This window comes from Terracoccus sp. 273MFTsu3.1, assembly GCF_000383675.1.
Lineage (GTDB): Bacteria > Actinomycetota > Actinomycetes > Actinomycetales > Dermatophilaceae > Terrabacter.
On record NZ_KB911824.1, the window covers coordinates 162,832 to 188,943 of the forward strand.

Sequence of the window (26,112 nt, forward strand, 5' to 3'; positions counted from 1 at the left end):
CGCGTCCGCGTGAACGGAGGCTGACCCGTGGTCGCTCCCTTCCGCCTCGTGGCCGGGGACCACGCGCCCGTGCAGCAGACGAGCACGACGTGCGGGTCGGCCTCGTTGACCGTCGCCCGCATGCTCGCCAACCCGGCGTTCGCGCAGTGGATCCGGGACGGCATACGCAAGGACGCGCGTGACGGGGACGTGCCGGACGGTGGCACCGAGGCCCAGCGCTTCGCCGCCTACGAGCAGGTCGTCGCGTCCCGCACCAACGCCCTGGTCGGCGCGGGGCGCCGGCTGCAGCTGCCGTGGCCGCGGGCGCTCGGCACGCCCCCGTGGGGCGCGCTGAACGAGCTGGAGTACGGCGCCGCCGATCCCGACGCCGACTACGACCTCGCGTGGTTCCGCCAGCGCGGCCGGGTCGGGCTCCGGCACACGTATGCCGCCCTGCGCGCCCGGGTGCGCCCCGGTCGCCCCGCGCTCCTCTACGTCGGCAACGCGTGGGCGCCCCGGCACGTCGTCCTCGTCATGCCGCCGACGGGTGGGCAGGAGCTCGACGTCTACGAGCCGTCGGTCGGTCGTGTCGTCGACCTGCCCGAGCATGCGTTCGTCGAGCGCCGGCTCGCCATCGCCGGCTGGGACGTGCCCTGGGCCGCCGTGTGGGACGACCCGCGGACCTGACCCACGCGGAGAGGCCACCGTTCGCGATGAACGGTGGCCTCTGTGCGGGGGAGCGGAGCGGGTCAGCCCATGTGGGCCGGAGCGGCCCCGTCGGTTGCGAGCTCCTGGTGCCGCACGTGCAGTGCGACGAGGGTGACGACGCCGGCGACGGCGATCATGATCGCCGCGACGAGGTAGGCGCGGCTGGCCCCGTAGGTGAACGCCTCGTCGGCGATCATCTTCTGGGCCGCAGCCAGCTGCTCCTTGGACGGAGCCGGGCCACCCTGCGGCAGCTTCGCGGTCAGCTCGGCGACCTTGTCGCCCATGTTGTTGACGAAGATCGTGCTCAGCGTCGCGAGGCCGAGCGTGCCGCCGACCTGCTGCATCGTGTTGAGCACGGCCGAGGCCACCGAGGAGTCCTCGTGGGCGACGCCGTGGACGGCCGTCAGGGTGAGCGGCACGAAGATGAGGCCCAGGCCGAAGGCGAGGACGACGATCCACGGCAGCAGGTCGGCGGCATACGTGCTCTGCGGCGTCAGGTGGGTGAAGCCCCACATGCCGAGCGCCGCGAAGCCCGCACCCGCGCCGGAGATCCAGCGGGGGTCGACCTTGGCGATGAGGAACGACGCGACCTGCGCGGCCACGACGATGCCGACCGAGAAGGGCAGGAACGCGAGGCCCGTCTTGAGCGGCGAGTAGCCGAGGATCGTCTGGATGTAGATGCCGAGGAAGTAGAACATCGCGAACATGCCGGCGCCGACGATGAGCATGACGAAGTAGGACGTGCCACGAGTCCGGTCGCCGGGGATGCGCATCGGCAGGAGCGGGTGCTTGACCCGCGTCTCGATGACGACGAACGCGACGAGCAGGACGACACCGATGGCGAGGTAGGTGACCGTCGTGGCGTCACCCCACGAGGTGCTCGCGGCGTGGGTCAGACCGTAGACGAGCGAGGAGAGACCCGCGATCGAGGTGATGGCGCCGGGGACGTCGAGCGTGCCGCCGCCGTCCTCGGACTCCGTGAGGATCCGCTGGGCGAGGAACGCGACGACGATGCCGATCGGCAGGTTGATGAAGAAGTTCCAGCGCCAGTCGATCTCGGTCAGCGCACCGCCGAGGATGAGGCCGATCGCGGCGCCCGCACCGGACATGGCGGCGAAGACGCCCATGGCGCGGTTGCGCTCCTTGCCGGCCGGGAAGGTCGTCGTGATGAGCGCGAGCGCGTTGGGGGCCGCGAGGGCGCCACCGAGGCCCTGGACGGCGCGGGCCGCGAGCATCATCGCCTCGTTCTGGGCGACGCCGGCGACGAGCGAGGCCAGCGTGAACAGCACGATGCCCCAGAAGAAGAGGCGACGCCGGCCGTAGAGGTCGCCGAGGCGACCGCCGAGCAGCAGCACGCCACCGAAGGCGAGCGTGTAGATGGTGATGACCCACTGGAGGTTCGCCTGGCTGAAGCCGAGGTCGGTCTCGATGTGGGGGAGCGCGATGTTCACGATGGTGCCGTCGAGCACGATCATGAGCTGGGCAGCGCAGATGACGAAAAGCGCCAGGCCGAGCCGCTTCGGCGGTGTGTCGTGGGAGGTGAACTCGCTCTGTGGCTCGTCCACCTGATCGACCGTGGTCGAAGACATGGGTGTTCCTCTCGAAGACGTGCAGGTGTGGTGGTGGGTCGCCCCGACGCGGGCCGGCTCAGCGAGTGCTGGGCGCGGGCGCGAGGGTGGCGGCGCAGGCCGGGAGGACGACGCTGTCCACGAACTCGGCGATGCGGTCCGGCCCGGGTCGACGACCGGAGAGCAGCGCCTCGTGGATCGACAGGGACGGGAGGATCATCAGCAGGGTGTCGAGGTCGGCGTCTGCGCCGACCTCACCCCGCTCTCGGGCGTGCTCGAAGATGGTGCGGGTGGCCTCGATCTTCGGGGCCAGGAACCGCTCGTGGATGCCGCGTGCCAGCTCTGGCTCACGGTGGACGACGGGGAGCAGCGCCCCCCACGTGCCGATGACGACCTCGTCGTCGAGGCCTCCGTCAGCGCAGGCCTGGGCGAGCAGGTCGCCGCGCAGGCTCCCGGTGTCGGGGTCCTGCTCGGCGGGGCAGTCGATGAAGAGCCCGACGGCGTCGATGACGAGGTCGCGCTTGTGCGGCCACCGCCGGTAGAGCGTCGCCTTGGACGCTCGTGCGGCCGTGGCGACGGCGTCGAACGTGAGCCGGTCGTAACCGCTCTCGCGCAGGACGTCGATCGCGGCCTCGAGGATCTCGACCTCGCGGTCACCGGCGACACGCGGACGGCTCGCGTGTGCCGCGTCCGTCGTGCTCGCGCTGGTCGTGCTCATGCTCACCCCGGTCCCACCCCGATGAAACGAAACTGTTTCGTTTCATCAAAGAGTAGGTCGCGGCGACGGCGTTTGGCAAACCCGTTGTCGAGCCGTGGCCCGATGCCGGGCCGGGCCGCTCACAGGCGCTCGACGGGTGGGCTCGTGCGCACGAACCACAGGCCGGCGGCCACGCCGCCGAGCCCGATGACGTATGCCGCCGGGACGAGTCCCGGCGAACGTCCGGCGAGCAGCCCGGCGAGGATGGCCACGGGCACGGCCGCCGCGAAGGCGAGGGCCGTGTGGCGCACCCAGCGACGGGTGGTGGCGGCGGTGAACGACCCGGCCGGTGGGGACGAGGCGGAGAGCGCGGCCGCCGCATGGCCGACGACGCAGCCGGCGGCGGCCGGCAGCGACCACCACGAGAAGCTCCCGGCCGAGGTCAGGGTGAACCACCCGTAGAGCAACAGGGTCCAGTAGACGACAGGCGCCGCCGAGCCGGCCCAGGCCATCGTGACGAGCGGCAGCAGCACGAGCGCCCACCAGAGGGCGTCGAACCCGCCGACCGCGAAGGACAGGCTCGCGAGGTAGACGGCCACACCTCCCATCGCCGCGCCGGTCGCGCCGAGCTGGCTCAGGGACCACTCGGGGCCGGCGCCGAACCGCACCGTGCGGCGCAGCCGGACGCGGCGGGCCACCCACGGCGTACGCGTCGGCCCGGGCGGGTCCTCGGCGGGCGCGCGCACGGTCACCGCCTCGCCATCCGTGGCGCCGACGCCCGACGCGCGATGTCGCGGAGGACCTGGTCGAGGGAGCCGGCGCCGCGCCAGGGCACGACAGGGACACCGCGCAGCCGGAGGTTGTGCACCTCGGCGTCGCGGGACAGCAGCCGGATCCGCCAGGCCAGGGCCTGGTAGACGCTCGACGGGTCGGCGACGAGGTGCTCGGGGAAGGTGTCGACGACGACCACCGTCATGCCGCGCGCCGCGAGCGTGTGGGCCAGCGTCACCATCGTCGGGTCGATGAGCGGTGAGAGCACGAGGCACAGGGCGTTGGGGTCGACGCCGCGGATCGCGTGCTCGCCGGTGTCGCGTCGCTCCGTCGCCGGGGAGATCGCGGCGAGCGTGTCGAGCACGCGGCGGAGGTGGTTCGTTCCCGAGCCGACGCCGAGGGTCGGGACCTCGGCCGCTCCGACCGTGCGCAGGGTGAGCCGGTCGTTGCTCCGGAGGAAGTGCTCGCTGATCGCGCCGGCCGCCCGCACCGTGACGTCGAGGCTCGTCGGGCGTCCGTCGATGCCCTCGCGAGGGCCGACGTCGCTGAAGCAGTCGACGAGCAGGAAGACGTGTGCGTCCTCGTCGGTGAACGTCGACGTGACGTGCAAGGCTCCCGTCCGCATCGAGACGGGCCAGTGGATCCGTCGCAGCCGGTCTCCCGGGTGGAACCGCCGGATCGTGTTGAACTCCGAGCCGGACCCCGGTCGGTTCGACCGGTTCAGCCCGACGATGCCGCGCGGGTGCGGTGTCGGAGCGCTCGCGTCGAAGGAGGCCGGCACGGGGAGGGTGGCGGAGTCGAGGTCGGGCAGGTCGACCGGGCCGGCCCGGAAGGCTCCCCACGTGCTGACGAGCGCGACGCTGACGGTGCCGACGCGACGACGTCCCCAGCGGGTGGACCGCAGCCCGAGCGTCGCGGCCCCGTCCTCGAGCTCGGCGATCCCGCTCGACGGCTTGCGCTCGACCCACGGGGCCTGGGCCAGGGTGACGACGCCGTGGACGTCGTGCAGGGCCGGCTCGGTGGTCACGTAGACCCCGGTCGCCGAGCCCTCGCGCAGCGTCGTGTCGCCGAGTCGCGCCGTCGCGGTGACCTCGGTGCGTGGCCGCACGAGGTGACCCCACAGCGCGGCGACGACGAGCGGCGCCACGATGACGAGCAGGTCGGCCCGTCGACCGACGACGGCGACGATCGCGCCCCCGGCGGCGAGCAGGATCGCCCGCTGGTGGGCAGCGGTCGGCTCCCACCCGCCGAGTCGGCGCGTGGCGGTCCGGTGGGGGCGCCAGGGCTGCACCGGCTCAGCCGCCCGCCACCGGGCCTGCTGCCGAGTCGGCGGCCGGCCCCGGAGCCAGGTGCTCCCGGGCTGACGGGGTCGCGACCGTACGCAGGAGGCTCTCGACGATGCTCCGGCCCGAGGCGTTGCTCATCCACAGCTCGGGCTTGACCGTGATGCGGTGCGCGAGGACCGGCACGGCGACGGCCTTGACGTCCTCGGGGGTCACGTAGTCGCGACCGTCGACGACGGCATACGCCCGGGCGCACAGGAGCAGACCGAGGGCGCCACGGGGCGAGGCGCCCATGAGGACGTCGGCATGCGTGCGGCTGGCGGCGGTCAACGCGACGCAGTAGCGCCCGACCGACTCGTCGACGGCCGTCGCCTCGATGGCGGCCTGCATGGCGAGCAGCTGCTCCGCGTCGACGATGCGGCGCAGCTCCTGCTCCTCGCGCTGGCGGGCCATGCGGTTGGAGAGGATCTCCCACTCTTCGTCGAGCGTCGGGTAGCCGAACGAGATGCGCATGAGGAAGCGGTCGAGCTGCGCCTCCGGGAGTGGGTAGGTCCCTTCGTACTCAACGGGATTCGCGGTCGCGAGGACGTGGAAGGGGCGTGGGAGCTGGAAGGTGCGGCCCTCGACCGTCACCTGCTTCTCCTGCATCGCCTCGAGGAGCGCGGCCTGCGTCTTCGGCGGCGTGCGGTTGATCTCGTCGGCGAGGAGCAGCCCCGCGAAGAGCGGCCCGGCGCGGAACTCGAAGTCGCCCGACCGCTGGTCGTAGATGAAGGATCCGGTGATGTCTCCGGGCAGGAGGTCGGGCGTGAACTGGGCCCGCTTGAAGTCGAGCCCCAGGGTCTGCGCGAAGCTGCGTGCCGCCAGCGTCTTGCCGAGGCCGGGGAAGTCCTCCATGAGGACGTGGCCGCCGGCGAGGATGCCGGACAGGACGAGCTGCAGCGACTCGCGTTTGCCGACGACGGCGCGGTCGACCTCGTCGAGGACGGCGCCGCTCAGCTCACTGACGCGGGTCAGGTTCATGTCGGTCATGCGCTACCACTGCTCGATTCGTCGGAGGATGGGGTCGAGGCGCTGGGGACGGTACAGGTCGGGTGGGGGCAGACCGACGAGCAGGTCCCACAGCTCGGGAGGCGTCACGCTCTGGGCCCACTTCGGCTCCTCCTCGGCGACGATGCCGTGCCGGGCGTAGAGCCGTTCGCGGATGAGCACCTGCAGCTGCAGGTGCAGGTCGTGCACGACGCTCTCGCGTCCCTCGCGGCGGGTGTTGGCCGCCTCGAGCCGCCCGGCGAGGTTGGTGACGCGGAAGTCGTTGCCGCGCGAGTGGCCGCCGAGGTCGCCGTCGACGAGCGGCCAGACCGTCAGGTGCTGCGGCGCGGTGTGGTCGATGAGATGCCAGACGAGCAGCGCGGCGGCGAGCAGGATCGCGAGGAGCACCGGCACGTCCGGTGCGAGACCGAGCCCCGCCGTGAGCGCCGCGAGGACCACCCACGTCAGGAGCAGTCCGACGAGTCGACGACGCCACGGGCGCAGCGCCAGGGCGATCTCCCGGGCCCGCGACGGCGCCCGGCCGACCGCCCCACGGGGGAGTGGCCGTACGACCGAGGAGGCAGCGGCGCGCTCACGGGCCTCCCGCGTCTCACGCGCCTCACGCCGGGTCCGAGGTGGTGTGCCGTCCGGCTGGCTGCTCACGACAGCTCCTCGTGAGCGGCCGCCGACGCCCCTCGGTCGGCAGCCTGCCGCGAGGCCACCTGCTCGAGGTCGGCGATGAGGACGCGGAGGTCGGCGATCGCGCGGTCACGGTGGCTCTCGCCGAGGTCGTGGACCGAGAAGCGCGCCTCCCGGTAGAGGGCGGCGAGGTCGCCGAGCCGGGCAGAGTCGACGGGCCAGACGCCGATGACGCGTTCGGTGTACTCCGTCGACGTCTCGGCGGGCAGGCGGGGCAGGCCGGTCGCGGCGGCGGAGGTCTCGAGGCCGAGCCAGGCCGCGACGATGGCGTTGCGCGGCTCGCCGCTCTCCAGGTCCCGCAGCCGGTCCCGCGCCTCCTCGAGGAGCTCGGTCGGCACGAGCGGGACGGCGAAGTCCGGCTCCTCGTGCAGCTCGAGGTGCGGGCGTCGGCGCAGCAGCGACCGGACCAGCTGCGCGAGGACGACGAGCACCACGAGGGCTGCCAGCACGAGCACGATCTGGACGAGGGTGACCAGCACCGGAGACGGGTCGAAGGGCATCGCCGTCGACGTCGACGACGGCCGGGACGGCGTCGCGGAGGGAGGCAGCGACGTGAGGGTCGGCAGCGGTGTGGCCGTCTCCGTGTCGACCGGTCGGGAGAGCAACGGCACGGGTTGGCCCAGCGCGGCCACGACCAGTGCGGCCATGACGACGGCGCCACCCACGATGGTGACCTGAGCCCCCCGCCTCGACATGCGAGTGACCCTATGCCAGCGGGCTCGTCGACGGTCGCGGAGCCGACCGATCGTTGCCGTCCCGATAGGTCCGGACGGCGACGACCCACGGGTCGCCTCGTGGGTCAGCCCTGGGTGGCCGGCTTCTCGACGGGGACGAGCTGGGCGTCACGCACCTCGACGACCTCGCCCTCGGCATACGACAGCTCGCTGATGCGACCGCTGGCCCGCAGGTCGGACTCGGCGGCCTGCACGTGGGCGACCGACGCCGCGGGGGCGACGAGGGTCATGGTGCGCACCTCGGCGCGCATGCCGACCTTGGCCTCGGACTTGACCTTGCGCACGCCCGCGAGGGCCGCGCCGACCGACGTCAGGAGCGCGGGCTCGCCACCGGACGGCAGCTCGTCGCGAGTCGGCCACGGCTGGCGGTGCACCGAGCCCTCGCCGAACCACGACCACACCTCGGCCGTGGCGTAGGGGATGAACGGCGCGAGCAGGCGCAGCAGCGTCTCGAGCGCGAGGCGCAGCGCGGCACGGGCGCTCGCTGCGGCCTCGTCGCCCTGGCCGCCGTAGGCGCGGTCCTTGACGAGCTCGAGGTAGTCGTCGCAGAAGGTCCAGAAGAAGGTCTCGGTGGCCTCGAGCGAGCGGGTGTAGTCCCAGCCCTCGAAGCCCTGGGTGGCCTTGTCGACGACGTCGGCGAGGGCCGCGAGCATCGAGAGGTCGAGGGGGTGGGTCACGGCGGCCCGCAGGTCGCCGTCGACGTCACCGAAGCCGAGGGCGAACTTGCTCGCGTTGAGCACCTTGATGGCGAGCCGTCGCCCGACCTTCATCTGCCCGGTGTCGTAGGCGGCGTCGGTGCCGAGGCGCCCGGAGGCCGCCCAGTAGCGCACCGCGTCGGCGCCGTTGGCCTTGACGACGTCCTCGGGCGTCTCGGCGTTGCCCTTGGACTTGCTCATCTTCTTGCGGTCGGGGTCGAGGATCCAGCCGCTGATCGCGGCGTGCTTCCACGGCGCCACCCCGTGCTCGAAGTACGAGCGCGTCACCGTGGCGAAGAGCCAGGTGCGGATGATGTCGTGCCCCTGGGGGCGCAGGTCGTAGGGGAAGATGCTCGCGAAGAGCGCCTCGTCCGACCCGAGCCGGTCGCCGTCGGCGGCTCCCTCGCGGACCGGCCAGCCGGCGGCGATCTGCGGTGTCAGCGACGACGTGGCCCACGTGTCCATGATGTCGGGGTCGGCGACGAAGCCACCCGCCTGGCCGCGCTGCGACTCCTCGTAGCCCTCGGGCACGTCGATCTGCGGGTCGACGGGCAGCGCCGACGCCGGCGGCGTCAACGGGTGGTCGTGGTCGACCTCACCCGCGGCGTCGACGGGATACCAGACGGGGAACGGCACGCCGAAGAAGCGCTGGCGCGAGATGAGCCAGTCTCCGTTGAGCCCCTCGACCCAGTTCTTGTAGCGCGAGCGCATGAAGGCGGGGTGGAAGTCGACCTCGTCACCCATGCCGACGAGCTTGGAGCGCAGCGCCTCCTCGCGGCCGCCGTTGCGGATGTACCACTGGCGCGAGGTGACGATCTCGAGCGGCTTGTCGCCCTTCTCGTAGAAGTTCGCCTTGCGCTGGGTCTTCTGCGGCTCGCCGTCGAGGTCGCCGGACTCGCGGAGCGCGGCCACGACGGCCTCGCGCGCGCTGAACGTCGTCTTCGTCGCGAGCGACTCGGCGTAGAGCGCCTCGCCGGGACCGCCGGCCAGCCACTCGGGCGTCTCGGCCTGGAGGCGGCCGTTGCGGGTGATGAGCGACCGGATCGGCAGCTGCAGCTCGCGCCACCACATGACGTCGGTGAGATCGCCGAAGGTGCAGCACATGGCGATGCCGGCGCCCTTGTCCATCTCGGCGGCGCGGTGGGCGACCACCGGCACCTCGACGCCGAAGAGGGGCGAGGTGACCGTCGTGCCGAAGAGCGACTGGTAGCGCTCGTCGTCGGGGTGCGCGATGAGGGCCACGACCGACGGGATGAGCTCGGGCCGGGTCGTCTCGATGAAGACCGGCTCGCCGCCGTCCCGGTGGAAGGCGACCCGGTGGTACGCGCCGGGGTAGTCGCGTGCCTCGAGCTCGGCCTGCGCCACGGCGGTCTGGAACGTCACGTCCCACAGGCCCGGGGCCTCGCTCTGGTAGGCCTCGCCGCGCTCGAGGTTGTGCAGGAAGGCCTGCTGCGCCACGGCGCGCGAGCGCTCGTCGATGGTGCGGTAGGAGATGTTCCAGTCGAGGCTGAAGCCGAGGCGACGGAAGAGCGACTCGAAGGTCACCTCGTCCTTGACGGTGAGGACGTCACACAGCTCGATGAAGTTCTTGCGGCTGATCGGGCGCTGGTCGGCGGCCTTGATCGCCTTTCCCTTGGCGTCGACGCCCTCCTCGAAGGGCGGCGCGAAGCCCTCCTCGTAGGGCAGGCTCGCGTCGCCGCGCACGCCGTAGTAGTTCTGGACCCGCCGCTCGGTCGGCAGGCCGTTGTCGTCCCAGCCGATGGGGTAGAAGACCTCGAGGCCCCGCATCCGCTTGTAGCGGGCCATGCAGTCGGTGTGGGTGTAGCTGAAGACGTGGCCGACGTGCAGGCTGCCGCTCGCCGTGGGCGGCGGGGTGTCGATGGCGAAGACCTGGTCGCGCGGGAGCGAGAGGGCCTTCTCGCGGTCGAAGGCGTAGGTGCCCTCGTCGGCCCATACCTGCATCCACTTCTCCTCGAGCCCGTCGAGCGTGGGTCGCTCGGGGATCCGCGAGGTCGTGGGTGCAGGTGTGTCAGTCATGCGCCCAATCCTTCCATGCGCGCCGGGGTGCCCTCGACCGGCTTTCCCCTGATCGGCCGGCACGGTCGAACGGCGCACGTATGCCGTCCGGCGCGGTCCGCGCGCCACCCCGGAGTCGGCACTGCGAGCCGTGACCGGCGTGGCGTGCGTCACGGCCGCGCCCGCGATCACGGTCATCCCGTGACCGTTCGCAGGGGCGACCGGGCCATCGGCGTGCCGAACCGGAGCGGCGCAGGGCAGAGTGTCCCCATGGAGCCCGTCTACTCGTCCGTCATCGGTTTCGCCCGCGGGGTGTTCGCGATGCAGGGGCTGAAGTTCACCATCCTCGGCGACGACAACGTCCCGCGCGTCGGGGGAGCGGTGATGACGATCAACCACACCGGCTACATGGACTTCGCGTATGCCGGGCTCGCCGCCCAGAAGTCCGACCGACTCGTGCGGTTCATGGCCAAGGACGGTGTCTTCTCGCACGCCGTCAGTGGTCCGCTGATGCGCGGCATGAAGCACATCCCGGTCGACCGGACCGCGGGAGCGGCGTCCTACGCCGCCGCTGTCGACGCGCTCCGCTCCGGCGAGATCGTCGGCGTCTTCCCGGAGGCGACGATCTCGCGCTCGTTCGAGCTCAAGGAGTTCAAGACCGGCGCGGCCCGGATGGCCCTCGAGGCGGGCGTGCCGATCCTGCCGGTCGTGATCTGGGGCTCGCAGCGGGTCTGGACCAAGGGCCACCCCAAGCGGCTCGGCCGCACGAACGTGCCGATCCTCATCAACGTCGGCGAGCCGATCGCCGTCGCGCCCGACGCCGACCCCGTGGCCGTCACCGAGCAGTACAAGGCCGTCATGGCCGACCTGCTGGCGGTCGCCCGGGCGGCATACGAGCCCCTGACCGGCCCCGACCTCAAGTTCCTCCCGGCGAGCATGGGCGGCACCGCGCCGACGCTCGCCGAGGCGACCCGCCTCGACGAGGCCGACACGCTGGAGCGGCAGCGGCGCGCCGACGAGCAGCGGGGCTTCCCGCCCGAGTGACGCGGTCCGGGGGAGTTGACGTTCGGGGCGATGACCCGGCGCCGGTAGCCTTCCGGACATGGCTCGTCAGGCACGTCAGCGCGTCCCCGAGGGTCCGGCCCCGGACCCCGCGGTCCAGAAGCTCCGGATCCGCTACACCAAGCGGGGTCGGCTGCGGTTCACCTCGAGCCGCGACTTCCAGCGCGCGCTCGAGCGGGCGCTGCGCCGCGCGGACGTGCCGATGGCCTTCTCGGCCGGCTTCCACCCGCACCCGAAGATCAGCTACGCCAACGCCGCGGCCACGGGCACGGCCAGCGAGGCGGAGTACTTCGAGATCTCGGTGACCCAGCGCGTCGAGCCCGAGTCGGTCCGTGCCGCGCTCGACGAGGCCCTCCCCGAGGGGATCGACATCCTCCAGGTCGTCGAGGCTTCCCCCGGGGCGCTCGCCGACCGTCTCGAGGCCAGCGACTGGGTGCTCGAGTTCGCCGGGGTGCCGCTCGAGGTCCTCGGGGCAGCCGTCGCGGCGCTCATGGAGCGCGACACGGCCGAGGTGACCCGGCTGACGAAGTCCGGTCCGCGCACCTTCGACGTGCGTGGCTCGATCGTGGCCGCGCGCGTCCTGGGCCCGCGCGACGCGCTCGACGACACGGTCACGACTCACGAAGTCGGCACCGACTGTGCGATACTGCGCATGGTCGTACGGCACACCACACCTGCTGTACGCCCCGACGACATTCTGACCGCGCTGCGTGAGATCGCCGACCTGCAGCCTCCGCGCCCCCCACTGGTGACGCGACTGGCGCAGGGACCGCTCGACACCGCAAACGTGCGGGTGACCGACCCGCTGGAATGACCTGCCAGGTCATGACGACGAAATGGTTGCCGACCAGGACGCCGACGGCATTCGATCACGGGGCCGCGCCCAGCGCGAACCGTTTTCGGGTGTAGCGAGACGACTTCCGTCCCGTCGCAGACGCGGCGCGACGACTGCAACCGCACTCGTGCGGTGTCGACGGCCCCGGCCGCGTGTGGGTCACACCGCACCTGACGGGAGGCTGCCTGATGGCACCCAACGACACCACCACCGGCGACGAAGCCACGCTGTTCCCCTCCGAGCAGGGCAACGAGCAGAGCACGGACGCGCCGGCGCCACGCCGCCGCGCCGCGCGTCGCACGACGAAGAAGGCCACGACGATCGTGCCCTCCGCCGCGGCCCCGGCCGACGCGCCCGCTGAGGCCGCCACCGAGGCGTCCACCGGCGAGCCCGCGGTCGCCACGGCACCCGAGGGAGTCTCCACCGGCGACGCCCCGGCCGAGGCCGCCCCCGAGACTGCCCCCGAGGCCAAGCGTCCGGCCCGCAAGCGCGCGACGCGCAAGAAGGCGACGGTCGAGCCGGCCCCCGACACCGACGGGCCGAGCCCGGTCGCCGAGGTCTCCGAGGTCGCCGAGGAGTCCACCGAGGCCGCGCCTGCCGAGAAGGCCCCCAGGGCCGCGAGGGCACCGCGAGCCGCTCGGGCCACGAAGCGTGGGTCGCGCACCAAGGCCGACCGGGCGAACGCTGCCGTCGAGGAGCTCGTCGCCGGTGCGCTCTCGGGCGACGACGCGACCACGGAGAGCGCCGCAGACGCGAGCACGGCGACCTACACGGCCGCCGACCCCGGAGCGATCGACCTCTCCGCCCTCATCGACGTCGACGCCCTCGACGAGTCCGAGGACATCGACGACGCTGCCTCGGTCGGTGACTCCGACGACGACCGCCAGGGCGCCGTCGTCCCCAGCTTCAGCGTGCTCTTCCAGGCCCCGGACGCGAGCCAGGCCGTGCCGACGCGCCGACGCCGCGGCACGCCCCCGCCCGAGGCGGAGGAGCCGACCCCCGTCGTCGAGGACGAGCCCACCGTCGCCGACGAGGACCAGACCGACGTCGACGAGCAGACCGACGAGCAGACCGACGAGGAGAGCAGCCCGCGTCGCTCGCGCCGCCGTCGCGGCGGCAAGGGCCGCAGGGGTCGCGCCACCGACGACGACGACGCACAGGACCAGCAGTCCGAGACCGAGGAGCGGGACTCCCGCGACGCACGGCGCTCGAGCGACGCTCGCGGTGAGGCCCCCGAGGGTTCCGACGACTCCGACTCCGAGGGCGACTCCGACTCCGAGGGCGACTCCGACGACGAGGGCGGCTCGAGCCGTCGCCGCCGTCGTCGCCGCCGGGCCGGCTCCACCCCCGACTCCGGTGACGACACCCCCAACGTCTCGACCCGGGTGCGCCAGCCGCGCAGCCAGAGCGACGAGCCGGTCGCGGTCAAGGGCTCGACCCGCCTCGAGGCCAAGAAGCAGCGCCGGCGCGAAGGTCGCGAGGCCGGGCGCCGCCGCACGATCATCACCGAGGCCGAGTTCCTCGCCCGCCGCGAGGCCGTCGACCGGGTCATGGTCGTGCGCAACAAGGAGGGGCGCACCCAGATGGGGGTGCTCGAGGACGGCGTCCTCGTCGAGCACTACATCGACCAGGCCACGAACGTCTCGATGGCCGGCAACATCTACCTCGGTCGCGTGCAGAACGTCCTGCCCTCGATGGAGGCCGCCTTCGTCGACATCGGCAAGGGCCGCAACGCCGTGCTCTACGCCGGTGAGGTCAACTGGGACGCCGCGGGCCTCGAGGCCAACCAGCCCAAGCGCATCGAGAACGCCCTCGGCTCGGGCCAGACGGTGCTCGTCCAGGTCACCAAGGACCCGATCGGCCACAAGGGCGCCCGACTCACCTCGCAGATCTCGCTGCCGGGTCGCTACCTCGTCTACGTCCCCAACAGCTCGATGACCGGGATCAGCCGCAAGCTGCCCGACACCGAGCGTGCGCGTCTCAAGAAGATCCTGCGCGACGTCGTCCCGGACTCGGCGGGCGTCATCGTGCGCACGGCGGCCGAGGGCGCCAGCGAGGAGGAGCTGCGTGCCGACGTCGAGCGACTGACGCGCACGTGGGAGGACATCCAGGCCAAAGCCGAGGCGGCGTCCTCGCCCCGCGCCGGCAAGAGCAAGGGCAAGAAGAAGAACGGTGCGCCGGGTTCGGTCACCGGCGGCCAGGCCCCGATGCTCCTGCACGGTGAGCCCGACCTCACGGTCCGGGTCATCCGCGACGTCTTCAACGAGGACTTCAAGCAGCTCGTCGTGGCCGGCGACCAGGCGTGGAACGAGATCCACCCCTACATCTCCTCGGTCGCGCCCGACCTCGCCGACCGCGTCACGAAGTGGACCTCCGAGGAGGACCTCTTCACGCACCACCGGGTCGACGAGCAGCTCTCCAAGGCGATGGACCGCAAGGTCTGGCTGCCGAGCGGCGGCTCCCTCGTCATCGACCGCACCGAGGCGATGACGGTCGTCGACGTCAACACCGGCAAGTTCGTCGGCTCGGGCGGCAACCTCGAGGAGACGGTGACCAAGAACAACATCGAGGCGGCCGAGGAGATCGTGCGCCAGCTCCGGCTGCGCGACATCGGCGGCATCATCGTCATCGACTTCATCGACATGGTCCTCGAGAGCAACCGCGACCTCGTCGTGCGTCGCCTGCTCGAGTGCCTCGGCCGGGACCGCACGAAGCACCAGGTCGCCGAGGTCACCTCGCTCGGCCTCGTCCAGATGACCCGCAAGCGGGTCGGGTCGGGCCTCATCGAGGTCTTCTCCGAGACGTGCGACCACTGCAACGGCCGTGGCTTCATCATCCACACCGACCCCGTCGACAAGGGCGCCCACGCGCACGAGCAGAGCCATGGCGACAACGGCGCAGGTGCTGGCACCGGCCGTCGTCGGGGCCGCGGTCAGGGTGCCGGCCAGGCCTCGGGCCAGGGCGGCAACCAGGCCAACGGCGGGCAGCAGGCGAGCCAGCAGTCCCAGCAGGCACCGCAGGCGGAGTCCAAGACCAACGGCCCGACGGCCGCCCAGATCGCGGCAGCGGCCCACGCGGCAGCGCTGAAGAGCGCCTCCGGCCAGCCGGCGGGGGAGGCGGCTGCCGAGGCCGTCGCCGAGATGAGCGCCGAGGTCCACGGTGACAAGGCCTTCCCCCAGGACGACGGCCCGTGGTCGGGAGACGACGCGCACGACGTCGACCCCGCCGACGAGCAGGCGACCCAGGGCGGCACGCACGTCGAGCTCGAGTCCGACGTCGCCGACACCACGACCGACACCACGACCGACACGACCACCGTCTCCGACGACACCACGCACGACTCGGCGCCCGAGGCTCCCGAGCCGGCTGCCGCGGCGGCGCCTGCCGCCCGTGGCCGCCGTCGTCGGGGCCGTGTCGTCGCCCCGGCCGGCCCGCCGCGGGCGAGCAACGAGTCCGGCGGCGAGTCGGGCGGCACCGGCGGGGCCTGACCTCGGTTTGGAGGTCGGACCTCCCAGCCGGTAATCTTTTCCCTTGGTGCGCCCACCGGGCCCGTGTTGACGGGCCGGTGCCGAAAGCGGCGATACCAACCCTTGATGAGAGAGTGAGTTTCACTGTGTACGCGATTGTTCGCGCTGGCGGTCGCCAGGAGAAGGTGTCGGTGGGCGATGTCCTGCTCGTCGACAAGGTGACGGGTCAGCCCGGCGATGCCATCGAGCTCACGCCGCTGCTCCTCGTGGACGGGACCACGGTCACGTCCGATGCCGACAAGCTGTCCAAGGTGTCGGTCAAGGCCGAGGTCGTCAAGGCCGCCAAGGGCCCCAAGATCGTCATCATGAAGTACAAGAACAAGACCGGCTACCGCAAGCGTCAGGGCCACCGTCAGCCGCTGACCCAGGTCAAGATCACCGCCATCAACGCGTGATCCACCCGGAACCCAGAGACTCACGAGAGAAGGACTGACATGGCACACAAGAAGGGTGCGTCCTCGACCCGCAACGGTCGCGACTCGAACGCACAGTTCCTCGGCGTCAAGCGTTTCGGTGGCCAGAAGGTCAACGCGGGCGAGATCCTCGTCCGTCAGCGCGGCACGCACTTCCACCCGGGCGAGGGTGTCGGTCGCGGTGGCGACGACACGCTCTTCGCCCTCGTCGCCGGCGCCGTGAAGTTCGGCTCCAAGCGCGGCCGCAAGACGGTCAACATCGAGCAGGTCGAGACCGCAGCTGCCGAGTGATCTGCTGATCACCACTGAGTTTGTACCGGAAGGGCGGGCCCGCGTGGCCCGCCCTTCCGCCTTTCCCGGGCACACGGCATTCGCAAGCTGCGTATGCCGTCCGCCCACCCTGATCTGGAAGAGTGACCCCCATGGCAGTGACCTTCGTCGACCGCGTCGTGCTGCACCTCAGCGCCGGCGCCGGGGGGCACGGCGTCGCCTCCGTCAAGCGCGAGAAGTTCAAGCCGCTCGGCGGTCCTGACGGCGGCAACGGCGGACACGGCGGCTCCGTGATCCTGCGGGTCGACCCCCAGGCGACCACCCTGCTCGACTACCACCGGCACCCGCACCGCAAGGCGGTCAACGGCCTGCCCGGTGCCGGCGACGAGAAGAACGGCGCCGACGGCGACGACCTCGTCCTGTCGGTTCCGGAGGGAACGGTCGTCAAGGACGGCGACGGACGCATCATCATGGACCTCGTCGGCATGGGCACTGAGCACGTCATCGCCCGGGGCGGCCGCGGAGGTCTCGGCAACAAGGCGCTGTCGTCGGCCCGCCGCAAGGCGCCCGGCTTCGCGCTCCTCGGCGAGCCCGGCGAGGAGGTCGACGTCGTGCTCGAGCTCAAGACGCTCGCCGACGTCGCGCTCATCGGCTTCCCGAGCGCCGGCAAGTCCTCGCTCGTCTCGGTGCTGTCGGCCGCGAAGCCCAAGATCGCCGACTACCCCTTCACGACGCTCGTGCCCAACCTCGGCGTCGTCACCGCGGGCTCGGCCCGCTTCACCGTCGCCGACGTGCCGGGCCTCATCCCCGGCGCGCACGAGGGCAAGGGTCTGGGCCTCGAGTTCCTGCGCCACGTCGAGCGCTGCTCGGTCCTCGTCCACGTCATCGACTGCGCGACCCTCGAGCCCGACCGTGACCCGATGAGCGACCTCGACGTCATCGAGAACGAGCTGTCGCTCTACGTGCCCGACGCCGACCTCGGTGGCAAGCCGCTCGCCGACCGCACCCGCATCGTCGTGCTCAACAAGGCCGACGTGCCCGAGGCCCGGGAGCTGGCCGAGATGGTCAAGCCGGACCTCGAGGCGCGTGGCATCGAGGTCTTCATCGTCTCCGCGGTCGCCCACCAGGGCCTGCGTGAGCTGAGCTTCGCGATGGCCCGCCACGTCGACGCCGCCCGCGCCGAGATCGAGGCCGAGGCCGCCGTGCCGAAGCGCGTCGTGCTGCGCCCGAAGTCCGTCGACGACAAGGGCTTCACCATCGTCAAGGAGAACGGTCCGGACGGGCCGATCTTCCGCGTCGCCGGAGAGCGCCCCTACCGCTGGGTGCGCCAGACCGACTTCTCCAACGACGAGGCCGTCGGCTACCTCGCCGACCGGCTCGGCCGTCTCGGTGTCGAGGAGGAGCTCTACAAGGTCGGCGCCGTCGCCGGCGACACGGTCGTCATCGGCACCGCCGAGGACGCCGTCGTCTTCGACTGGGAGCCGACGCTGCAGGCCGGCGCCGAGCTGCTCGGCACCCGTGGCACCGACCTCCGGCTCGCGGAGTCCTCGCGCCCCACGCGAGACGAGAAGCGCGAGGCTCAGAAGGACCGCTACGCCGCTCGTGCCAAGACGCAGGAGGAGCTCGAGGCCGAGCGTCGCTCCGGCCTCTGGCACGTCGCCGCCGACGAGGGCGACGACGCCTGAGTCGACCCGCACCTCCGCGGCAACACACCGTGCAGGTCACGACGCGCCCGGATCGGATCCCGGTGGGTCGCGACCTGCACGGTGTGTTGCGCTCCCTGAGGTCGGGTCTCCAGGGCCGCGGGGACGGGCACCCGGCGAGGGGTGACCGCCTACAGTGTCGGCATGAGCTCGTGGGGCGCGTTGCTGCGTCGCGGTCACCTCGGCACGGAGGCCGACCGTGCGACGTACCGCACCCTGCACACCGCGCTGCTGGCCTCGCCCCCGCTGAGGATGGGGCTGACGCCGGCCGCCGCTGAGCGATCGCTCAAGCACCTCCGCTCGCTCCTCGGGGCACCGGCGGTCGCGATGACCGACACGAGCGCGTTGCTCGCCTGGGAGGGTGGGCGCTCGCACCACGCCCACCAGCCCGCCGTCATCTCGGCGGGGACGCTCGGCCACGCGCGGACGACCGTCGTCGACGGCGCGGACGTCGCGTGTGCCGAGCCCTCGTGCATCGTGCGCCAGGCGATCGTCGCGCCGCTCGACGTCGACGAGAAGGTCGTCGGCACGCTCCAGGTCTTCACCGGGCGGGCGTCGGCGGGTCTCGTCCGCGCCACGAACGAGGTGGCTCGCTGGGTCTCGGGACAGCTCGAGCTGGCCGAGCTCGACGCCTCGCGCACCCGGCTCATGGAGGCCGAGGTGCGTGCCCTCCGGGCGCAGATCAGTCCGCACTTCATCTACAACTCGCTGACCGCCATCGCGTCGTTCACGCGCACCGACCCCGAGCGGGCCCGGGAGCTGCTCGTCGACCTCGCCGAGTTCACCCGCTACTCCTTCCGGCGGCACGGCGAGTTCACGACGCTGGCAGAGGAGCTCCGCTCCATCGAGGCCTACCTCGTCATCGAGAAGGCCCGCTTCGGTGACCGGCTCACCGTGACGGTCCGCGTAGCGCCCGAGGTGCTCCCCGTCGTCGTCCCGTTCCTCTGCCTCCAGCCGCTCGTCGAGAACGCCGTGCAGCACGGCATCGAGGGCCGGGCGGGCAGCGGCGAGATCAGCATCCTCGCGCAGGACGCGGACCACGAGTGCGTCGTGACGATCGAGGACAACGGCGTCGGCGAGGACCCTGAGCGGGTGCGCCGAGTCCTCGCGGGCGACCCGGGCAGCGACTCGGTGGGCCTGGCCAACGTCGACGAGCGCCTGCGCACCGCCTTCGGCGACGACTACGGTCTCGTCGTCGAGACCGCACCCGGCGCGGGCACCAAGGTCGTCGTGCGCCTGCCGAAGTTCCGGCCGGGGGTGCACGTGTGACCACGACCCCGGACACCGAGACGGCGCCGCTGCTGCGGGTGCTGGCCGTCGACGACGAGGCGCCGGCCCTCGACGAGCTCACGTGGATGCTCGGCCGCCACGAGTGCGTGCGCCAGGTCGTCCCGGCGGGCTCGGGGGAGGCGGCGCTGCGCGTGCTCCACGAGGAGCAGGTCGACGCCATCTTCATGGACGTGCAGATGCCGGGCCTCAGCGGCCTCGACCTCGCGCGGGTGCTGTCGCGCTTCACGACCCAGCCCCCGATCGTCTTCGTCACCGCTCACGAGCAGCATGCGGTCGACGCGTTCGAGCTCAACGTCGTCGACTACGTCCTCAAGCCGGTGCGCGACGAGAGGCTCGACCAGGCGGTGCGCCGCGTCGTCCGGCAGATCCACGGGCGTGAGACGTCCACGTCGGCGGGCGACGAGACCATCGTCGTCGAGCTGGCCGGGGTGAGCCGGCTCGTGCCGCGCTCCGACGTCCTCTACGTCGAGGCCCAGGGCGACTACGCCCGCCTGCACACCGCGAGCGAGAGCCACCTCGTCCGTGTGCCGCTCACGACCCTCGCCGACCAGTGGCGCGAGGCGGGGTTCGTCCGCATCCACCGGTCCTCGCTCGTCGCGCTCGGCCACATCACCGAATGGCGCACCGAGGGCGGGCGCACGACCGTCGTCGTCGGCGGGCACGAGCTCGTCGTGAGCCGACGCCACACGCGCGCGCTGCGCGACCTGCTCGTGAGACGTGCGCAGCCCCTCGGGCGCGGTGGATCATGACGCCCGAGGCCCCCCGAGCGCGGGTCCGCGTCACGAGCCCCCGCACCTCGGCCGCGCGCACCCGGAACGTCTCGATCGCCTCCGAGATCGACGAGCAGACCCGACTCGGGGAGGTCTACATCACCTCGCTCATGCGCAGCCAGCTCCGCCTCGCCCTCGGCGTCCTCCTCGTGCTCGCCTCGACGCTCGGGCTGCTGCCCCTGCTCTTCACGGCAGTCCCCGGCCTGGCCGGGATCCACCTGCTCGGCGTGCCGCTGCCGTGGATCCTGCTCACGGTCGTCGCGTTCGCCGAGATCATCGGCCTCGGCGCCTTCTACGTGCGGCGGTCCGAGCGCAACGAGGCCACCTTCAGCGACCTGCTCGACGGTCGGTGACCCGGGTGCGTCACCGGTGAACAACGCCGCGAGCATCGTCGCCGTCGTCCTCGTCTCGGTCGCGTCCCTCGCGGTCGGCGCCTTCGGGCTGCGGCTCTCGCGGACCATGAGCGACTTCTACGTCGCCTCCCGCGGCGTCAGCCCGGTGCTCAACGCATCAGCCATCAGCGGTGAGTACCTCTCTGCCGCATCGTTCCTCGGGGTCGCCGGGCTCATCCTCGCGCGCGGCGTGGACATGCTCTGGCTGCCGATCGGCTGGACTGCCGGCTACCTGCTGCTGCTCGTGTTCGTCGCGGCGCCCCTGCGGCGGTCAGGGGCCTACACGCTGCCCGACTTCGCCCAGCTGCGCCTCGAGTCCGTCGTCGCCCGCCGGGCGTCGAGCCTGCTCGTCGTCGCGATCGGTCTGCTCTACCTCATCCCTCAGTTCCAGGGCGCGGGCCTGACGCTGCGCACCCTGACCGGGGCCCCGTCGTGGGTCGGGCAGCTGTCCGTCGCCGTCGTCGTCTGTCTCAACGTCCTCCCCGGCGGCATGCGGAGCGTCACCCTCGTGCAGGCCTTCCACTACTGGCTCAAGCTGCTCGCGCTGCTGACGCCCCTCTTCCTCCTGCTCGGCGCGGTCGGCGACCGCAGCGACGACCCTGCCGTCGGCACGGTGTTCGTGACCGACTGGGTCGAGCCGCTCCAGGGTGACCACGCCCTCTACCTGACGTACTCCCTCGTCCTGGCGACCTTCTTCGGGACGATGGGCCTGCCCCACGTCGTCGTCCGCTTCTACACCAACCCCGACGGTCGGGCCGCGCGGCGGACGACGCTCGCGGTGCTCGTGCTCCTCTCGGGCTTCTACCTGCTGCCCGTCGTCTACGGCGTCATCGGGCGGTACGTCGCGTCCGACCTCGTCGCCGCCGGCCGTGCCGACTCGGTCGTGCTCGAGCTGCCGAGCCGGCTCTTCGACGGCCCGGTCGCCGAGGGGCTCACCGCCGTCCTCGCCGCCGGGGCGTTCGCCGCGTTCCTGTCGACGTCGACCGGCCTCGTCGTGTCGGTCGCCGGCGTCGTGAGCCAGGACCTCGTGCGCTGGGGCGCCGGGCACCGCCAAGGCATCCGCACCTTCCGCCTGACGACCGTCGCCGTCGTGGCCGGCGCGCTGCTGCTCACCGTCGTCTCGGCCGGTGTGCCCGTCGCCCACGCGGTCGAGCTGACCTTCGCGGTGGCCGCGTCGACGTTCTGCCCGATGCTCCTGCTCGGGATCTGGTGGCGGGGGCTCACGTCGCGTGGGGCGATCTCCGGCCTCGTCGTCGGGGGCGCCCTGTCGATGGGCGCCGTCGTCACGACGACGTTCGGCATCGCCACCGCTGGCTGGTTCGGCGTCGTCCTGACGCAGCCTGCGGCCGTCAGCGTGCCGTTGGCCTTCGCGACGATGGTGCTCGTGTCACTGGCCACCCGCTCGAGCACGCCGGAGCACGTCGCGCAGACGATGGTCCGGCTGCACGCCCCCGAGCACATCGACCTGAACCGGGGCTCGTTCCACCCCGAGCGCTGGTACCGTCGCCCGCCGACCGCGGAGGCGGGGTCCGACGCGACGCAGCACCCGACACGCCCCAGCACGGGGGAGACCGTTCGTCGCCCCGGGACGACCGCTCGTCGCAGCTGATCCCGCGCACGGCGAGCCGTCGGCGCCGCTGGGCGATGCCGCCCACGCTGTGCCTGCCGAGGCGCCGCCCGTGCTCCTACCTTGGCTCTCGCCGGCCCTGTGCCGGCAGCGCGGAGCGACAGGGGCGTCGACGTCACCACGGGACCGTCCGGGGACGCGTCGGCGGCGGCAGGACCGCGCCGAATGCCCAGCACCCAGGCACGACCCAACCGCCCCGGAGGTGGCCCAGTGAGCAAAGAGGCTCCAGAGCGCGTGGTCGACGATCCCAACGTCGCCATGCAGAACTCGCCCGAGTTCGACCAGCTGCGCAGCAAGTTCCGCAGGTTCGTCTTCCCGCTGACCGCGCTGTTCCTCGCGTGGTACTTCCTCTACGTCCTGCTGTCCGTGTTCGCGAAGGACTTCATGGGGACGCGGGTCCTCGGCAACATCACGTGGGGCCTGATCCTCGGCCTCCTCCAGTTCGTCTCGACCTTCACGATCACGATGGTCTACGCCCGCTGGGCCGACCGCGTCTTCGACCCCGAGGCCGAAGCCCTCGCGCAGAAGATGGGGGTCACGAAGTGAGCGCCCTCCTCGGCTCGGCCCCGTCCCTCGTCCCCGCGGCGACCACGGTCGGCAACCCGGCGATCAACATCGGGATCTTCGCCCTCTTCGTCGTCGTCACCCTCGCCATCGTCATCCGGGCGTCGCGCAACAACCGCAGCGCCGCGGAGTACTACGCGGGTGGCCGTGCCTTCACCGGCCGGCAGAACGGCATCGCCATCGCCGGTGACTACCTGTCGGCGGCCTCGTTCCTCGGCATCGCCGGCGCCATCGCCATCAACGGCTACGACGGCTTCCTCTACTCCATCGGCTTCCTCGTGGCCTGGCTCGTCGCCCTGCTGCTCGTGGCCGAGCTGCTCCGCAACGTCGGCAAGTACACGATGGCCGACGTGCTCAGCTTCCGGCTGCGTCAGCGGCCGGTCCGCATCGCCGCGGCCATCTCGACGCTCGTCGTGTCGTTCTTCTACCTGCTGGCCCAGATGGCCGGCGCCGGTGGTCTCGTGGCCCTGCTGCTCGGCATCGAGGGCGCGGTCGGTCAGCGGCTCGTCATCGTCGTCGTCGGCATCCTCATGATCTTCTACGTGATCTTCGGCGGCATGAAGGGCACGACCTGGGTGCAGATCATCAAGGCCGTGCTGCTCATCATCGGCGCGGCGATCATGACCTTCTGGGTCCTCGCCAAGTTCGGCCTCAGCCTCTCGACGCTGCTCGGCGACGCGACGACGGCCTCGCAGGACGCCGGCGGCAAGGACCTGCTCCAGCCGGGTCTGCAGTACAAGAACCCCGTCGACTTCATCTCCCTCTCGATGGCGCTCGTGCTGGGCACGGCAGGTCTGCCGCACGTCCTCATGCGCTTCTACACGGTGCCGACCTCGCGTGAGGCCCGTCGGTCCGTCGTGTGGGCCATCTGGCTCATCGGCATCTTCTACATCTTCACGCTCATCCTCGGCTTCGGGGCGGCCGACCTCGTCGGGGCGGCAGCCATCAAGGCGGCACCGGGTGGGGTCAACTCCGCCGCACCGCTGCTCGCATTCGAGCTCGGTGGCGAGATCCTGCTCGGGATCATCTCGGCGGTCGCCTTCGCGACGATCCTCGCGGTCGTCGCCGGCCTGACCATCACGGCGAGCGCGTCCCTGTCGCACGACATCTACAACACGGTCGTCAAGAAGGGGACCGCCACCCCCGAGGAGGAGGTCAAGGTCGCGCGCATCGCAGCGCTCGTCCTCGGCGCCATCGCCATCATCGGCGGCATCTTCGCCCTCGGCCAGAACATCGCCTTCCTCGTGGCACTGGCCTTCGCCATCGCCGCGAGCGCGAACCTGCCGACGATCCTCTACTCGCTCTTCTGGAAGCGGTTCAACACCAGGGGTGCGCTGTGGAGCATCTACGGCGGCCTCATCAGCGCCATCACGCTGATCATCTTCAGCCCGGTCGTCTCCGGCAAGCCGATCGACCCGCTGACGAAGAAGAGCCCGTCGATGCTCCAGGGGGTCGACTTCCACTGGTTCCCGCTCGACAACCCGGGCATCATCTCGATCCCGCTCGGCTTCGTCCTCGGCTACATCGGCACCGTCACGAGCCGTGAGTACAACGCGGCGAAGTACGCCGAGATGGAGGTGCGCTCGCTCACCGGACACGGTGCCGAGACGGCGACGCACCACTGAGTCGATCCGTCCCCCTGCCTGCTGGTGGGGGGACGGGCAGCGGCCGCGCACGCCAGGGGTGTGCGCGGCCGCTCTCGCGCGTCCGAAGGTCGACCCGGTGGACGGGCAACCTTTCGACCGGGTGGGCCGTCGTACACGTCGGGTGCCGCGTCAGGGTGCGGCCGCAGACAGGAGGGTCCGATGACGACCGACGCAGGACGCGAAGGCTCGACGTACGCGTGGCGACCGGGACGGGGGTATGCCGGGGGTGCCGTGACCGGGGTCTGGTTCGCTGCGGTGCTCACCGTCCTCACCGGCGTCGTCGACGTCATCGGGTCCGGGTGGCGGGCCGGGCTCGTCGCGCTGGTCGCGGCACAGTTCCTCGGCACCCTCCTCGTCGCGGTCCCCGTGTTCACCCTCGTCGGGCGGGTGCTCCGCGACGCCGGCCGGACCGCTGCCGTCGGAGGGTATGCCGCGGGCGCCCTCGTGGCACGCCTGCTCGTCGCGCCGTTGCTCGGCTCCGCCGCGGGAGTCGAACCGTCGAGCGGTCCCCAGACGGCGGGGCTCGCGGCACTGTCGGTCCTCGCCGCCGTCGTCGCGGCGCTCGTCTCGACGCGCGACCGGCTCCCGCGCACGAGCGGGCGCCTGCGCCACCGCGCGGGCGGGCAGCCGACCGGTGGGGGCGTCCCGGGACCGTCGGCCGCGCCGGCGCCGGCCGGCCGCTACCTCTCGGGCGGACCGTGACGGAGCGCCCGGGTGGCCGTCCTCAGATGACGACGAGGTCGTCGCGGTGGATGACCTCCCGCTCGTACTCCGGGCCCAGCTCGCGGGCGAGCTCCCTCGTCGACCGTCCCAGCAGGGACGGGAGCTCGGACGAGCTGTAGTTGACGAGGCCGCGGGCGATCGCGGTCCCGTCGGGGGAGCACACGTCGACGGGGTCGCCGTCGTGGAAGGTGCCCTCGACGGCCGTGATGCCGGCGGGGAGCAGCGACGTCTTGCGCTGGACCAGCGCCGTGACGGCGCCGTCGTCGACGATGAGCCGCCCGCGCGCGGTCGTCGCGTGCTCGAGCCAGAGCCGTCTCGACCGTCCGCGCACCCCGATCGGCAGGAACACCGTGCCGACGTCCTCGCCGGCGAGCACCTGGGTGACCCGGTCCGCGGCCGTGACCGACGTGACGACGCCGGCGGCGGTCGCGATCCGGGCCGCCTCGATCTTCGTCGTCATGCCACCCGTGCCCACCTTCGAGCCGCTGCCCCCGATCTCGACGCCGACGAGGTCCTGCGGGCCGCGGACGACCGGGATGCGCCGGGCCCCGGGGCGGCTCGGGGGTCCGTCGTAGAGGGCGTCGACGTCGGAGAGGAGCACGAGCGCGTCGGCGTCGATGAGATGGGCCACGAGGGCGGCGAGCCGGTCGTTGTCGCCGAAGCGGATCTCGCTCGTGGCGACGGTGTCGTTCTCGTTGACGATCGGCAGCACGCCGAGGTCGAGCAGCCGCTCGAGCGTGCGTCGCGCGTTCGCGTAGTGGGTGCGCCGCGTGACGTCGTCGGCGGTGAGCAGGACCTGCCCGACGGTGATGTCGTGTCCGGCGAACGCCTGCGTGTAGCCGGCGAGCAGGGCCCCCTGGCCGACGGAGGCTGCTGCCTGCTGGGTCGCGAGGTCCCGGGGTCGGGCGGTGAGGCCGAGCGGGTGGATGCCGGCGGCGATGGCACCGGAGCTGACGAGGACGATCTGGGTGCCGTCGAGGTGCTTGTGCGCCAGGGCGTTGGCCAGAGCCACGAGCCGCCCGTGGTCGATGCCGCCGTCCACCCCGGTCAGCGAGCTGGAGCCGACCTTGACGACGAGCCGTCGGGCGGTGCTGATGACGGAGTGGGGCGACAC

23 protein-coding genes are annotated in these 26,112 nt (G+C 72.0%); 14 read left to right on the forward strand and 9 right to left on the reverse strand.

All coding sequences use genetic code 11. From position 1 onward, the window contains the following. Positions 1-27: 27 nt before the first annotated feature. On the forward strand, positions 28-666 hold the full coding sequence (locus tag H283_RS0115910) for a hypothetical protein (protein WP_020144519.1): 639 nt from the start codon (positions 28-30) through the stop codon (positions 664-666). Positions 667-728: 62 nt separating this feature from the next. On the opposite strand, the gene H283_RS0115915 is transcribed toward H283_RS0115910, so the two are convergent. The 8 genes from H283_RS0115915 to valS all read right to left on the reverse strand — a co-directional run bounded on the left by H283_RS0115915 (position 729) and on the right by valS (position 10,197). Next, complete coding sequence (locus tag H283_RS0115915) at positions 729-2,276, reverse strand: DHA2 family efflux MFS transporter permease subunit (protein ID WP_020144520.1); 1,548 nt, start codon at positions 2,274-2,276, stop codon at positions 729-731. Between the two features lie 58 nt (positions 2,277-2,334). Continuing rightward, complete coding sequence (locus H283_RS0115920) at positions 2,335-2,973, reverse strand: TetR/AcrR family transcriptional regulator (RefSeq protein ID WP_043649835.1); 639 nt, start codon at positions 2,971-2,973, stop codon at positions 2,335-2,337. Positions 2,974-3,092: 119 nt separating this feature from the next. After that, positions 3,093-3,704, reverse strand: a complete 612-nt coding sequence (locus H283_RS0115925; protein ID WP_231372297.1) for a hypothetical protein — start codon at positions 3,702-3,704, stop codon at positions 3,093-3,095. Further along, complete coding sequence (locus tag H283_RS0115930) at positions 3,701-5,014, reverse strand: DUF58 domain-containing protein (RefSeq protein WP_020144523.1); 1,314 nt, start codon at positions 5,012-5,014, stop codon at positions 3,701-3,703. The genes H283_RS0115925 and H283_RS0115930 overlap by 4 nt, the downstream gene beginning before the upstream one ends. Positions 5,015-5,018: 4 nt before the next feature. Beyond that, a complete protein-coding gene (locus H283_RS0115935) occupies positions 5,019-6,035 on the reverse strand; it encodes a MoxR family ATPase (protein ID WP_020144524.1) in 1,017 nt (338 codons plus the stop codon). A gap of 3 nt (positions 6,036-6,038) precedes the next feature. Continuing rightward, positions 6,039-6,695, reverse strand: a complete 657-nt coding sequence (locus tag H283_RS0115940; RefSeq protein WP_020144525.1) for a hypothetical protein — start codon at positions 6,693-6,695, stop codon at positions 6,039-6,041. Next, positions 6,692-7,426, reverse strand: coding sequence for a DUF4129 domain-containing protein (locus H283_RS26780; protein WP_020144526.1), 735 nt, complete (start codon positions 7,424-7,426; stop codon positions 6,692-6,694). Before H283_RS26780 ends, H283_RS0115940 begins: the two co-directional genes overlap by 4 nt. Positions 7,427-7,530: 104 nt before the next feature. After that, a complete protein-coding gene (valS, locus tag H283_RS0115950; RefSeq protein ID WP_020144527.1) occupies positions 7,531-10,197 on the reverse strand; it encodes a valine--tRNA ligase in 2,667 nt (888 codons plus the stop codon). A gap of 249 nt (positions 10,198-10,446) precedes the next feature. On the opposite strand from valS, the gene H283_RS0115955 reads away from it, so the two are divergent. The 13 genes from H283_RS0115955 (at position 10,447) to H283_RS0116015 (ending at position 24,977) form a co-directional block, all read left to right on the forward strand. Then, on the forward strand, positions 10,447-11,220 hold the full coding sequence (locus H283_RS0115955) for a 1-acyl-sn-glycerol-3-phosphate acyltransferase (RefSeq protein ID WP_020144528.1): 774 nt from the start codon (positions 10,447-10,449) through the stop codon (positions 11,218-11,220). A gap of 58 nt (positions 11,221-11,278) precedes the next feature. Then, positions 11,279-12,052, forward strand: coding sequence for a TIGR03936 family radical SAM-associated protein (locus H283_RS0115960; protein ID WP_020144529.1), 774 nt, complete (start codon positions 11,279-11,281; stop codon positions 12,050-12,052). Between the two features lie 209 nt (positions 12,053-12,261). Continuing rightward, complete coding sequence (locus tag H283_RS0115965) at positions 12,262-15,561, forward strand: Rne/Rng family ribonuclease (RefSeq protein WP_020144530.1); 3,300 nt, start codon at positions 12,262-12,264, stop codon at positions 15,559-15,561. Positions 15,562-15,686: 125 nt separating this feature from the next. After that, positions 15,687-15,995, forward strand: coding sequence for a 50S ribosomal protein L21 (gene rplU / locus H283_RS0115970; protein WP_028785644.1), 309 nt, complete (start codon positions 15,687-15,689; stop codon positions 15,993-15,995). A 39-nt stretch (positions 15,996-16,034) separates the two neighbouring features. Beyond that, positions 16,035-16,304 (forward strand): 50S ribosomal protein L27, encoded by a 270-nt coding sequence (gene rpmA / locus H283_RS0115975; protein WP_020144532.1) that lies wholly within the window; start codon positions 16,035-16,037, stop codon positions 16,302-16,304. A gap of 131 nt (positions 16,305-16,435) precedes the next feature. Next, entirely contained in the window at positions 16,436-17,968 is a 1,533-nt protein-coding gene (gene obgE / locus H283_RS0115980) for a GTPase ObgE (protein WP_028785645.1), read from the forward strand. A gap of 162 nt (positions 17,969-18,130) precedes the next feature. After that, positions 18,131-19,255, forward strand: a complete 1,125-nt coding sequence (locus H283_RS0115985; protein WP_043649840.1) for a sensor histidine kinase — start codon at positions 18,131-18,133, stop codon at positions 19,253-19,255. Beyond that, on the forward strand, positions 19,252-20,025 hold the full coding sequence (locus tag H283_RS25400) for a LytTR family DNA-binding domain-containing protein (RefSeq protein ID WP_020144535.1): 774 nt from the start codon (positions 19,252-19,254) through the stop codon (positions 20,023-20,025). Before H283_RS0115985 ends, H283_RS25400 begins: the two co-directional genes overlap by 4 nt. Further along, the gene (locus H283_RS0115995) at positions 20,022-20,399 is read left to right on the forward strand and encodes a hypothetical protein (protein WP_020144536.1); all 378 of its coding nucleotides are present in this window, start codon (positions 20,022-20,024) and stop codon (positions 20,397-20,399) included. The genes H283_RS25400 and H283_RS0115995 overlap by 4 nt, the downstream gene beginning before the upstream one ends. Before the next feature lie 16 nt (positions 20,400-20,415). Next, positions 20,416-22,047, forward strand: a complete 1,632-nt coding sequence (locus tag H283_RS25405) for a cation acetate symporter (RefSeq protein WP_020144537.1) — start codon at positions 20,416-20,418, stop codon at positions 22,045-22,047. Between the two features lie 276 nt (positions 22,048-22,323). Next, the gene (locus tag H283_RS0116005) at positions 22,324-22,611 is read left to right on the forward strand and encodes a DUF485 domain-containing protein (RefSeq protein ID WP_081633909.1); all 288 of its coding nucleotides are present in this window, start codon (positions 22,324-22,326) and stop codon (positions 22,609-22,611) included. Next, positions 22,608-24,254 (forward strand): cation acetate symporter, encoded by a 1,647-nt coding sequence (locus H283_RS0116010; RefSeq protein ID WP_020144539.1) that lies wholly within the window; start codon positions 22,608-22,610, stop codon positions 24,252-24,254. Before H283_RS0116005 ends, H283_RS0116010 begins: the two co-directional genes overlap by 4 nt. 180 nt (positions 24,255-24,434) lie before the next feature. After that, complete coding sequence (locus H283_RS0116015; protein WP_020144540.1) at positions 24,435-24,977, forward strand: hypothetical protein; 543 nt, start codon at positions 24,435-24,437, stop codon at positions 24,975-24,977. A 22-nt stretch (positions 24,978-24,999) separates the two neighbouring features. Here H283_RS0116015 and proB read toward each other — a convergent pair whose 3' ends face one another. Continuing rightward, a complete protein-coding gene (gene proB / locus H283_RS0116020; protein ID WP_020144541.1) occupies positions 25,000-26,112 on the reverse strand; it encodes a glutamate 5-kinase in 1,113 nt (370 codons plus the stop codon).

What these genes read in the sequence shown, in the direction of transcription:
- H283_RS0115915 (WP_020144520.1), bottom strand. Translation starts at nt 2,276, where the DNA reads ATGTCTTCGACCACGGTCGATCAGGTGGACGAGCCACAGAGCGAGTTC.
- H283_RS0115920 (WP_043649835.1), bottom strand. Translation starts at nt 2,973, where the DNA reads ATGAGCACGACCAGCGCGAGCACGACGGACGCGGCACACGCGAGCCGT.
- H283_RS0115935 (WP_020144524.1), bottom strand. Translation starts at nt 6,035, where the DNA reads ATGACCGACATGAACCTGACCCGCGTCAGTGAGCTGAGCGGCGCCGTC.
- H283_RS26780 (WP_020144526.1), bottom strand. Translation starts at nt 7,426, where the DNA reads ATGTCGAGGCGGGGGGCTCAGGTCACCATCGTGGGTGGCGCCGTCGTC.
- valS (WP_020144527.1), bottom strand. Translation starts at nt 10,197, where the DNA reads ATGACTGACACACCTGCACCCACGACCTCGCGGATCCCCGAGCGACCC.
- H283_RS0115955 (WP_020144528.1), top strand. Translation starts at nt 10,447, where the DNA reads ATGGAGCCCGTCTACTCGTCCGTCATCGGTTTCGCCCGCGGGGTGTTC.
- H283_RS0115960 (WP_020144529.1), top strand. Translation starts at nt 11,279, where the DNA reads ATGGCTCGTCAGGCACGTCAGCGCGTCCCCGAGGGTCCGGCCCCGGAC.
- H283_RS0115965 (WP_020144530.1), top strand. Translation starts at nt 12,262, where the DNA reads ATGGCACCCAACGACACCACCACCGGCGACGAAGCCACGCTGTTCCCC.
- rpmA (WP_020144532.1), top strand. Translation starts at nt 16,035, where the DNA reads ATGGCACACAAGAAGGGTGCGTCCTCGACCCGCAACGGTCGCGACTCG.
- obgE (WP_028785645.1), top strand. Translation starts at nt 16,436, where the DNA reads ATGGCAGTGACCTTCGTCGACCGCGTCGTGCTGCACCTCAGCGCCGGC.
- H283_RS0115985 (WP_043649840.1), top strand. Translation starts at nt 18,131, where the DNA reads ATGAGCTCGTGGGGCGCGTTGCTGCGTCGCGGTCACCTCGGCACGGAG.
- H283_RS0115995 (WP_020144536.1), top strand. Translation starts at nt 20,022, where the DNA reads ATGACGCCCGAGGCCCCCCGAGCGCGGGTCCGCGTCACGAGCCCCCGC.
- H283_RS0116005 (WP_081633909.1), top strand. Translation starts at nt 22,324, where the DNA reads ATGCAGAACTCGCCCGAGTTCGACCAGCTGCGCAGCAAGTTCCGCAGG.
- H283_RS0116015 (WP_020144540.1), top strand. Translation starts at nt 24,435, where the DNA reads ATGACGACCGACGCAGGACGCGAAGGCTCGACGTACGCGTGGCGACCG.